General features: G+C 51.3%; 11 protein-coding genes. 5 read left to right on the forward strand and 6 right to left on the reverse strand.

The window, feature by feature from the left end:
* The 5 genes from ACEW8P_RS15380 to ACEW8P_RS15400 form a co-directional block, all read left to right on the forward strand.
* Window positions 1–534 (forward strand): amino acid--tRNA ligase-related protein (locus ACEW8P_RS15380; RefSeq protein ID WP_373513965.1); only part of this gene is annotated, 534 nt, incomplete at its 5' end.
* A gap of 153 nt (window positions 535–687) precedes the next feature.
* Window positions 688–1,776, forward strand: coding sequence for an NADH-quinone oxidoreductase subunit H (locus ACEW8P_RS15385; protein WP_373513966.1), 1,089 nt, complete (start codon window positions 688–690; stop codon window positions 1,774–1,776).
* Between the two features lie 162 nt (window positions 1,777–1,938).
* Window positions 1,939–2,703 (forward strand): DUF6503 family protein, encoded by a 765-nt coding sequence (locus ACEW8P_RS15390; protein ID WP_373513967.1) that lies wholly within the window; start codon window positions 1,939–1,941, stop codon window positions 2,701–2,703.
* A 98-nt stretch (window positions 2,704–2,801) separates the two neighbouring features.
* Window positions 2,802–3,866, forward strand: coding sequence for a ferrochelatase (hemH, locus tag ACEW8P_RS15395; protein ID WP_373513968.1), 1,065 nt, complete (start codon window positions 2,802–2,804; stop codon window positions 3,864–3,866).
* A 107-nt stretch (window positions 3,867–3,973) separates the two neighbouring features.
* Window positions 3,974–4,555 carry an NAD(P)H-dependent oxidoreductase gene (locus ACEW8P_RS15400; protein WP_373513969.1) on the forward strand — a complete coding sequence of 194 codons (582 nt, stop codon included), beginning with the start codon at window positions 3,974–3,976 and terminating at the stop codon, window positions 4,553–4,555.
* A gap of 6 nt (window positions 4,556–4,561) precedes the next feature.
* On the opposite strand, the gene ACEW8P_RS15405 is transcribed toward ACEW8P_RS15400, so the two are convergent.
* From ACEW8P_RS15405 to ACEW8P_RS15430, 6 genes are all read right to left on the reverse strand, one after another.
* Window positions 4,562–5,710 carry a cysteine desulfurase family protein gene (locus ACEW8P_RS15405; protein ID WP_373513970.1) on the reverse strand — a complete coding sequence of 383 codons (1,149 nt, stop codon included), beginning with the start codon at window positions 5,708–5,710 and terminating at the stop codon, window positions 4,562–4,564.
* A gap of 89 nt (window positions 5,711–5,799) precedes the next feature.
* Window positions 5,800–6,183, reverse strand: coding sequence for a hypothetical protein (locus ACEW8P_RS15410; RefSeq protein ID WP_373513971.1), 384 nt, complete (start codon window positions 6,181–6,183; stop codon window positions 5,800–5,802).
* A gap of 99 nt (window positions 6,184–6,282) precedes the next feature.
* Entirely contained in the window at window positions 6,283–7,683 is a 1,401-nt protein-coding gene (gene glmM, locus ACEW8P_RS15415; protein WP_373513975.1) for a phosphoglucosamine mutase, read from the reverse strand.
* Between the two features lie 58 nt (window positions 7,684–7,741).
* Window positions 7,742–8,587: a transglutaminase domain-containing protein gene (locus ACEW8P_RS15420; protein WP_373513972.1), complete on the reverse strand. Its 846-nt coding sequence runs from the start codon at window positions 8,585–8,587 to the stop codon at window positions 7,742–7,744.
* The gene (locus tag ACEW8P_RS15425; protein ID WP_373513973.1) at window positions 8,584–9,318 is read right to left on the reverse strand and encodes a peptidase; all 735 of its coding nucleotides are present in this window, start codon (window positions 9,316–9,318) and stop codon (window positions 8,584–8,586) included. Before ACEW8P_RS15425 ends, ACEW8P_RS15420 begins: the two co-directional genes overlap by 4 nt.
* Before the next feature lie 96 nt (window positions 9,319–9,414).
* Window positions 9,415–10,446, reverse strand: a complete 1,032-nt coding sequence (locus ACEW8P_RS15430; RefSeq protein WP_373513974.1) for an alpha-E domain-containing protein — start codon at window positions 10,444–10,446, stop codon at window positions 9,415–9,417.
* Window positions 10,447–10,752 lie beyond the last annotated feature (306 nt).

The raw sequence follows: 10,752 nt of genomic DNA on the forward strand, positions 1-10,752 counted from the left end.
AAACTCCGCTTCGTGGCCGACAATCCTTTCGAACGACTTACCTACACGGAGGCGATCAGGATTCTGGAAAATTCCAAGCCGCACAAGCAGAAGAAGTTCCAGTACCACGTGAAATGGGGTGTGGACCTGCAGAGCGAGCACGAGCGGTATCTGGTTGAGAAGCACTTTGAGAAACCCGTGATCCTGACCAACTACCCGCGCTCGATCAAGGCCTTCTATATGAAGGTGGACGAAGCATCGGACGCAGCTCCCGCCCCCACCGTGCGGGCCATGGACGTACTGTTCCCCGGTATCGGCGAAATTATCGGCGGCAGTCAGCGCGAAGAAAACTACGACGTTCTGCTCGAGCGCATCCACGAGGTCGGCATCGAACCCGAAGTCTTGTGGTGGTATCTCGAGACCCGAAAATTCGGCACAGCCCCCCACGCGGGCTTCGGTCTTGGCTTCGAGCGCCTGGTTCAGTTCGTCACAGGCATGAATAACATCCGCGACGTCATTCCTTTCCCGCGTTTCCCTAAGAGTGCAGAGTTTTAAGGAATGGAGGCACAAAGGGGCAAAGTTCCAAAGGCACAAAGGGGCTTGCGCCAGATTCCGAACTACTATTTCAAAACCATACGGACATTTCACTTTGTGCCTATGTGCCTTTGGACCTTTGTGCCTCAAGCATAACGCCACCGAAACACCCCCATGCCACCACTAACGCTCCTCATCTTCCTCCTCATGGTTCCCGGCTTCGTGGTGGTGGGGGTGTACCTTGAGCGGAAGGTTTCGGCTTTTATCCAGGATCGGATGGGACCGATGGAGGTGGGGAAATGGGGATTGCTGCAACTCATTGCCGATCTTCTGAAACTATTACAAAAGGAAGACATCGTTCCCAAAGCCGCCGATAAATGGCTGTTTCTGGGGGCCCCTTTCGTAATTTTTGCGGCGGTGTTCGCAGCTTACGCGGTCATGCCATTGGCACCGGGGCTAAGCGGCTCGGGTGCAGCGGTGGGCGTATTTTACTCACTAACTATTTTGTCAGTGGATGTGATCGGCATTCTGATGGCAGGCTGGGGTTCGAATAACAAGTACGCGCTTTTCGGGGCGATGCGCGCTGTGGCGCAAATTGTCAGTTATGAAATACCGCTCGGGCTATCGGTGCTTTGCGTAGTGATGCTCACCCAAACCCTCGACTTGCAGGTCATTAGCTTCCAACAGGGAATTTATTCCCTTGAACCCGTTTATCTTTTTGGGTTAAAGGATTTGGGCGTAGACGTGACGCGAGTAGGCGGGTTTCTATCCTGGAACATCGTTAGGAACCCGTTCCTGCTCATTGTCTATGTCATCTTTTTCATCGCTTCGCTGGCCGAGTGCAACCGTGCTCCCTTCGACCTGCCCGAGGGTGAATCGGAACTGGTCGGCGGCTTTCACACGGAGTATTCGGGAATGCGCTACGCCCTGCTGATGCTGTCGGAATACGGAATGATGCTGCTGGTGTCGCTGCTGGGGGCGGTACTTTTCCTGGGTAGTTGGAACACGCCCTTTCCTAATATCGGCCCCGCCCGCCTGGCCGACTGGACGAGCGGTGAGCCAGGTACCTGGTTAGGATATATAATGGGGGCGTTTTGGCTGTTGTCCAAAGCCCTGCTAGGTGTGCTGGTACAAATGTGGGTTCGCTGGACACTGCCACGCCTGCGCGTGGACCAACTCATGTACCTCGGCTGGAAAGTACTGACGCCCGTGGGACTGGTGCTTTTCTTCGTATCGGGAGTGTGGCGGCTGTTGGGAGTATGACTCCATCCCAACTTTTGAGGAGACTCGCTGTCAGGCGTTAAAAACTTCCCAGAAGCTCGCACACAGGTTGTTTTCATTTTTTGGCAAACCAGCCTTATCTTTTTTTAGTTGTAGAGAATGTGTAAATTATGATTTTTATAAAACCCCAAAAATACGATTGAAATGAAAAAATACTGCTTGCTTATCGCCCTGTTCGTCGGCGGCTTTACGGCTTCGACAAATGCTCAAAAATCCTCCAACCCCGCTGCCAAAGGTTTCAACGCCGACGGCTCCGACGCTAAGGCGGTTGCCCTCGCCGATGCCGCGATGGACGCAATGGGCGGGCGCAAAAATTGGGACAATACGCATTACATTACCTGGAATTTCTTCGACAACCGCCGCCTGACCTGGGACAAATGGACGGGTGACGTGCGGGTAGAGAATTTGAAGAATGACCAGACGGTGTTGCTGAACGTGAATACCGACAAGGGCCGCGTAATGAAAAACGGCCAGGAAATCACCCAGCCCGACTCAGTGGCCAAGTACGTGAAACAAGCCAAGAGTGCCTGGATCAACGATTCGTATTGGCTGTTGATGCCGTACAAGCTGAAAGATTCGGGCGTCACGCTGAAATACATGGGCGAGGATAAAACTGAAGATGGCGCCGCCGCCGAGAAATTGCAGATGACCTTCGAAGAAGTGGGCGATACGCCGCAGAATAAGTACTACGTTTGGATCAGCCCCGATTCTAAAATGGTGACGCAGTGGGCGTATTTTTCCAAAGCCGACAACGACAAGCCTAACTTCACGATGCCCTGGAAATCTTACAAGCCCTACGGCAAAGTGATGCTCTCCGGCGACCGCGGTCAGCGGCAACTAACGGACATCCAGGTATTCGACAAACTTCCAAAATCTGTATTCGAGTCGTTCGAGAAACCTTCCTTGTAATACTAAAATACACACAGGTGCATATGCGAACTATACGTTGACGTAGGTGCGCGTGTACGACGACACGATAAAAGGATACCTGCAATTTTTTTTAAAAAATGAACACCCAGATCCAAACTGCAGCAACGGTTTCCACTAAAAAATCCATCGGCAAAACGGGCGTCCTGATTGTCAACCTCGGCACACCCGATAGTCCGAATACGCCCGATGTGCGCAAGTACCTGCGGGAATTTTTGATGGATGGCCGCGTGATCGACATCTCGTACACCTCGCGCTGGATGCTCATAAATCTGATCATCGCGCCTTTTCGTGCTCCCAAATCATCCAAAGTCTATAAGGAATTGTGGACCGATGCTGGTTCTCCGCTGAAGACTTATGGTTATGCGGTGGAGGAAATGCTGCAAAAAGCCTTGGGTAATGACTACGTGGTAAAGTTGGCAATGCGCTACCAAAGCCCAAGTATTCAAAGTAGTTTGGACGAATTGCGGCAACTGGGACTTTCCAAAATCACCGTCATCCCGTTTTTTCCTCAGTACGCTTCGGCTTCTACGGGTTCGGTTTATGAGGAAGTCATGCGAATTCTGGGTCAGTGGCAGGTAATTCCCGAAGTTCGATTTTTGAATCGCTTTCTGGATCACCCGAAATTCATCGAGGGTTTCGTACGGGCGGGTAAAAAGTACCTGGCCGAGCGCGACTACGACCACATTTTGTTCAGCTACCATGGTCTGCCTGAGCGGCAAATATTGAAAGGTGACTACACTGGGAAGCAATGCCAACTAGGAAAATGCTGTGATACTGCCAATCGCCACAATCAGTTTTGCTACCGCGCGCAGTGCTTCGAGACGACTCGCTTGTTAGTCAAAGAGATGGGCTTGACTGAAGGTACTTATACGACCGCTTTCCAATCGCGTCTGGGCAAAACACCCTGGATTAAGCCCTACACCGACGACATTATCAAGGAACTGGCCGGACGCGGTGTCAAGAGCGTGCTGGCATTTTCGCCCTCCTTCGTAGCCGACTGCCTGGAAACGACCATCGAGATCGGTGATGAGTACAAAGAGTTATTTGAAGAAAACGGCGGCAAACATTGGCAATTGGTAGAAAGCCTGAACGACAGCGACATCTGGGTCGAGACGCTGGTGGATTTAGTGAAGGAGGGGTAGGGAAGGGACAAAGGCACAAAGGCACAAAGGCACAAAGTTAAGCGGTTCAGTAGTAGCAAAGTTCTAAAACCAAACAAACAAACACATAAGCAAATCCACAACCTTCCATGAAAGTAGCCATTATCTCCACTTCCCCACGCCAGAACAGCAATTCTCTTAAAGTAGCCAAGTACCTCAAATCTTTGATTTCCGCGCACGAGAGCGATACGTCGCTTGTAGATTTTAGGGAAATCGACATCCCAATGGTCGGGCAGGGTACTTTGGACGAAGACAATCTATCCGATTTTCAAGAAAAGTTGATAACGGTTTGGGGCGACGCCGACCTGGTAGTTATGGCTGCACCCGAGTACAACTGGATCACGAGCGGTCAGCTCATCAATGCGCTGCATCAGTTAGGGAAAAAGCCGTTTTTACACTTATTCAACAATAAAGTATTTGCTTTGGTCGGTGTTTCGGCGGGCCGCGGCGGGCGACAGCCGTGCATCGAAGTAAGTATGATTATCAACAAACTTATCGGCTTCACCAAGCAGGAAGCTATAGTTTCACCCCTATTCTTCGAGTCGCACGAAACGGGTAAGAACCTGGAAGAAGACGGAACGCCCACGGGGAATGAAACCTATACAAAAGGCATGATCGAGTTCGTGGACTATACTCTCCGCATTGCGAAGCGATGGCATGAAGTAAAGTGAGGGATTTTACTTCAAAACCCCCTCTTTTTCATATAGTCCTACCAGCGTAGAAACGGCATAATCCACTTCCGCTTTGGTGTTGTACTTTCCAAAAGAAAACCGGACATTGCCCCGTCCGGGGCTGACATTCAACGCCCCCAACACGTGCGAGCCAACATTAGAGCCACTCGAGCAGGCACTACCGCCTGACGCAGAAATCCCGGAGATATCGAGATTGAATAGCAGCATGTCGTTCAATTCCGAAGAAGGCAGGCTAACATTCAGTACCGTGTAAAGACTATTTTCTAAATCCGCCGAACTACCATTGAAAGATACTCCTTCAATATTCGCGCGAAGCTGCGCGATCATGTATTTCTTCAATTCCTCGATATGCCGACGGTGGTTATCCATGTCTCGGTAAGCGATTTCGAGGGCTTTGGCCAGTCCCACAATACCATACACATTCTCGGTGCCGCCGCGCATATTCCGCTCCTGCGCCCCACCGAACATAAATGGTTCGATCTTGGTACCGGGCCGCACGTACAGAAACCCGACGCCTTTGGGTCCGTGAAACTTATGCGCTGCACCGACTATAAAGTGGGCTTTCATTTCCTGCAAATCATGGGTATAATGGCCCATCGTCTGCACGGTGTCGCTGTGCAGGATGGCGTCGTACTCAGCACAAAGCTCGCCGACGACTTGTAGATCGAGCAGATTACCGATTTCGTTATTACCTTGCATGAGAGACACTAGTGAGCGCGGGTTGCTGCTTAGCAGTTCTTGCAAATGCGCCAAGTCCACGCTTCCCTTTTCGTCCAGTCGCACCATGCTCAACGCTACTTTTTCCTGCTTGTGCAGATGTTCCAGCGTGTGCAACACCGCGTGATGCTCTACGGGAGAGGTGATCGCGTGAGTCAGGCCCAGCGTTTCGATGCTGCTCCTGATGGCGGTGTTGTCCGCCTCGGTGCCGCCGGAAGTGAAGAATATCTCCGCTGGGGCCGCATTCAGTAACCCGGCTACTGTCTTTCGCGCCCGCTCGATGGCCGACCGCACCGCCCGCCCGTGCGCGTGGATAGACGAAGGATTACCGAATTGTTCGGTCAAAAAGGGCATCATCGCATCCAGGACTTCGGGGTCCAGGCGGGTCGTGGCGGCGTTATCGAAAAAAACTTTCAATTTCTGTTTAACTGTTGAATCGTGTAGTCGTTGAATTGTTGTGGATTTGTGGATGGGTCGATTTGGCAGCTGTAATGCCAATCTGCTTATCATGCCTCACTTTTCCACAATATAGAAGACAGCTTTAGACAATACGACCTTTTAAGACAGCAAAAGGAACGATTGGGGGCAAGGGAGGTGAGAAATAAGCTGCCGCCCACCTCCACGTGTTTGCCAACTTTTTGATGTTCTTCAGACAGATCGCAAACATAGCCTACATCGAAAGAGTCGATCGTACCCGGTACATGCATCATGATATAATAGCGGGCAAAAGTCGAGTCGTAGAGCACGACTCCTCGCCGATCCGTAAGTTCTCCTGTCTTTTTCCCGCATTCTGAGCAGGAAAGCACTTCATCCTTATCAACCTTGTCCTTTGTACAGGAAACAACCAAAGTCAGCAGAGCCAAAACGAAAATCCCAAGGTACTTTTTCATAAACATAATTTTTAGGTTGAGTTTATGAAAAGAGCATCATTGACAGGAAAAGGTTGGAACTCCCCCTCCGCCTATTTAGTCACTTCGTGCCTCAAAAAACTAAACCCTTTCCGACATCGCTTCCTTAATGTCTGAAATGATCTTATTGGCAAGATTGTCCGCCGTCGCTAATGTCTCGGACTCAGAATAAATGCGGATGATGGGTTCGGTATTGGACTTGCGCAGGTGTACCCACTCTCTATCAAACTCGATGCGGACACCGTCGATGGTGTTGATCGGCTGCTTGTGGTAACGCGACTTGATGCGTTCCAGGATAGCATCCACGTCCGTCTCCGGCGTGAGTTCGATTTTATTTTTTGAAATGTTGTACTTCGGGTAGGTGCCGCGCAGAAAGGAGGCTGATTTACCGAATTTGGCCAAGTGACTTAAAAACAGTGCAATACCTACCAGCGCGTCGCGCCCATAGTGCAATTCGGGATAAATAATACCCCCATTCCCCTCGCCACCGATGACCGCGTCGTTGGCCTTCATCATTTCTACCACGTTGACTTCTCCCACAGCGGAGGCAAAGTACTTCCCGCCTGCTTTCTCAGTCACATCGCGCAGGGCCACGGTAGAAGATAAGTTAGAAACGGTGTTGCCGACTTTATTCTTCAGAACATAGTCCGCTACGGCTACCAATGTGTATTCCTCGCCGAAAGGCGAGCCGTCCTCCGAAATCAGGGCGAGACGATCCACGTCGGGATCGACTACAATGCCCAGGTTGTAGGAGCCGTTTTTGATTTCCTGCCGAATCTCGCGCAAGTGTTCGGGCAGTGGCTCAGGATTGTGGGCGAAGTTTCCCGACGGATCGCAGTTGATTCTAAATATATTTTCCGAATTCACGCCCAGCGATTCCAGCAGCATGGGTATCACGATGCCGCCGGTAGAATTAACGGCGTCCACCGCGATGCGGAAATTGGCCGCAGCGATAGCTTTTCGATCCACCAAATCCAGATCTAAAATCAGGTTGATGTGCTTGGCCAGGTAGCTTTCATCGGTGCGGTAGCCGCCCAACTTCTTTACTTCCACAAAATCGAAGTCCTCCGCCTCAGCCAGCCGCAGTAATTCCGCGCCGTCTTCGCCGGAAATAAATTCACCCGCTTGATTAAGCAATTTCAGGGCGTTCCACTGCATGGGGTTATGGCTGGCCGTGAGGATAATTCCTCCGGCGGCCTCCTCAGCTGTCACGGCGATTTCGACGGTTGGTGTAGTTGAAAGCCCCAGGTCGATTACATCCCAGCCGACACCTTGTAGCGTGGCAGCTACGAGCCGACTGACCATACCACCCGACAACCGGGCGTCGCGGCCAATTACGATAGAATTACTTTTGGGGGCCGTGCGGCGCAGCCAGGTGGCGTAGGCAGCGGCGAATTTCACAACGTCAATAGGAGTCAAGGCATCACCGATTTGCCCACCGATGGTGCCTCTGATTCCTGATATAGATTTAATGAGCGTCACTTCTTGTTTTACTTGGTGGGACAACAAAAGTAGCTATTTAAATGCCATTTGCCCCATTTTAGCCCGCAACTTCTTCGATTTCTACGTAAGCGGTAAGTACGGCTGCGGCATTCCCCTGAAAAGTCCCCATTACGGGGGCCAATTGATCAGAATCGGCGGATGCGCCCAAACAAACGTGGTTGTTAATCATCGCCCGCCCTTCCGTGGGATCGAAGCCGCGCCATCCCGCCCCAGGCAGAAATACCTCCACCCAAGCGTGTAGTTCGTGAGCCTGGGCAGGATTGCCATACAGATAGCCGCTGACGAAGCGGGCTGCGACACCCAGGCTGCGGCAAGCCGCGATGAACAGGCTCGAATAGTCGCGGCAAGAACCTTTCTGCCCGCGCAGGGTAGTTTCGGGCGGAAAAGCCCGGCCCTCGGCCCGATGTTGGTAAAAGAAATTGTCATGAATGTGTTGACTCAAAAGTGTCAGGAAGGGCACCGTGGCCCAATTGGCCTGGGTGGCGATCTGCCGGGCAAATTGCTCGACGTAAGGCGTAATTTCGTGGCGGCTCAGGTACGGGGCCAGGTACTTCTGTGCTCGATCGGGATAGCGAAAAGGAATGTTCTGGGTTTCAAAAGGAAAGAGGACGAAGTCGAAAACGTTGAACGGATCTGAGCGAAGCGTCATTTCGGCTTCCACGGTAAAGAAGCTGGTATTGAAGGCGAAGTAAGCCACTTGCTGGACGTTACCTTCCTCGTCTACGTTTCGAACTACCTTAGAAGGCAGCGGGTCAATGTGCAGCGCGTAGTTTAGAATTTGCTGGTGCGGGTAGGTTTTGGGGTACAGGTACAGAACGTGCGGCCCAAGCGCCACGGGCTGGTCGTAAGTGTAGCGCAGGGAATGCTTGACCCGTAGATTCATGAGGTTTCGAATGATTTTGATAAAATTGGCTCCATCCATTCCGTCGGAAGTTTTTGGACGGAGTTCTGCAACAGCACGCTCCACTGCTTAGCAACGAAGTCCAGGTCGTCTTTTTCAAAACGATGTTCCACCATGCGGAAGCCATCTTTTTCATACATGATCACGTCGATCGGATAATCGACATCATTGGAACTCACCCGCGTGGAATCGAACGACAGGAAGCCGATCTTCAAAGCATCCTGTAACGTAGAATCATAACGCAAACTTCGATAAAGCAACGGCTTGCCATAACCCGAGTTGCCAATGATAAAAAACGGTGAGCCCTGCCCGACTTCCACCCAGTTGCCTTCAGGATAGAGCAGAAAAAGCTTGTGTTCGTCGTCGTCTTCTAGCTGTCCGCCCACTATGGAAAACAGGTTGAACGCCAGCCCCGCCTGACTCAGGGCGGCCTGGTCTTCGGTGGCTACCCGCCGTACCTGCGCTCCGAAGGCATTGACGGCTTTATAAAGTTTATTGAAGCTGTGGTCCTGCTCCTCCAATACCTCTTTAAAGTACGTAATGGCTTTGTCGCGCACCGAGCGTAGCCCCGACGTCATGATAAACATCGAGTGATGCTCGAACTGATGCACCGAGATTTTCTTATTGGTAGAAACCTCGGTGCCCGAGGTCAACCGCGTGTCGGCAATAGCCACTAGGCCCGAAGCCACTTTTATACCTAAACAGTAGGTCATAGTTTTCAACGATAGAATGACGGTGTCGCCCGTGCGGTGAATGATAGAACAAAGCGTAATCACTTTTCTATCATTCTACCATTCACTCATTCAAAATTAGTTGAGCCGGAACGCCTGAAACTGGTGGCCGTTTTGGCTTTGGTATTGTCCCATCGTGCCTTGGACTTGGGACTGAATAGGTTTGGCGTCGAAGTACATGTCGAAAATGGCGCTATCCACCTCATTGTTGAGGCTTTGGAAATTGTCCAAATACTGGTGCAAACCCGTTTTGAAAATATCCTCGGCATTAGTGAACTCAATGTCCGAACGTAGTTTGCTAATTGCCTTCTCCGCCGGATTGCTAAAACCCCGCTCGGGCGTAGAGCCCGCAATAGCGTAGAGTGAAAGCTCGGCCTGCCGCACGCAGTAGGCGATGGAGCGCGGGAACAATTTATCCAAAATCAGGAACGAAACGATGTTCATCGGCGTGAGGGCCGCGTGAGTCTGGCGGTACATGCTATAAGCGCTCACCGATTTCAGCACGGCGGTCCACATCATCAGATCGAGCGTGGAGCCGACGCCGCCGATGTCGGGCAACAGCGTAAAGTACTTCACATCTAAGAAGCGCGACGACTTGTCAGCCCGCTCCAGGTGCCGCCCCAGCCGCCCGAAGTGCCAGGCCTCGTTGCGGGTAATAGTCGAGTCCACCACGCCGTGAAAAAGCTGGCAACGCCGCTTGATTTCGGCGAAGAAATCCTGCATCAGGTCGAGGTTGCGGAAATTATCGGTGGGCGTGCTGCGGATGAAAAGGTAAAACTCGTTAATGCTCTCCCACATTTCTTTCGAGATGCTCTCGCGGATGGTACGGGCGTTCTCGCGGGCCTCATAAAGACAACTCACTACTGAATTGGGATTACGCTTATCAAAGGTCATGAAGTAGATAACATCCTCACGGGTAGTCTTTTCAAAGTATTCTTCGAACAGAAAATTGTCCGCCGTGGCGGTCAGTAGTGGACCCCATTGCTCGTCCACATCAGGCGGTAAGTCGAGAGCCATGTTAAAATTTACGCCCACGAAACGGGCGTAATTTTCCACCCGCTCCATGTAACGGTTCATCCAGTATATCGAGTTGGCAACGCGGCTCAGCATAAGGTCATTTCTGTTTGTAAGCGTCGAATATCCTTAAAATTTCTTTAAGCGGCACGGTTGTTAGGGGAAATAATATTCCGGCAAAAGTTGTAAATAAGGAATGTTCTATTTTTTGTGGAAAGAGTGCAGACAGTAAAGCGACGACCCAATTATCTCAGAATCTTGAACCACTCCTCCACCGCTGGTCCACTCAGCGAGAAAAGCAGATTGGGAAAAAGTCCCAGCAGTAGTGTAAGCAACGCCAAAACCACCAAAATCCCCATTTCCCGACGCGTGAGATCGGTCAGAGCAACCGCTTGTACCGTG

The organism is Persicitalea sp. (assembly GCF_041751555.1).
Taxonomy (GTDB): domain Bacteria; phylum Bacteroidota; class Bacteroidia; order Cytophagales; family Spirosomataceae; genus Persicitalea.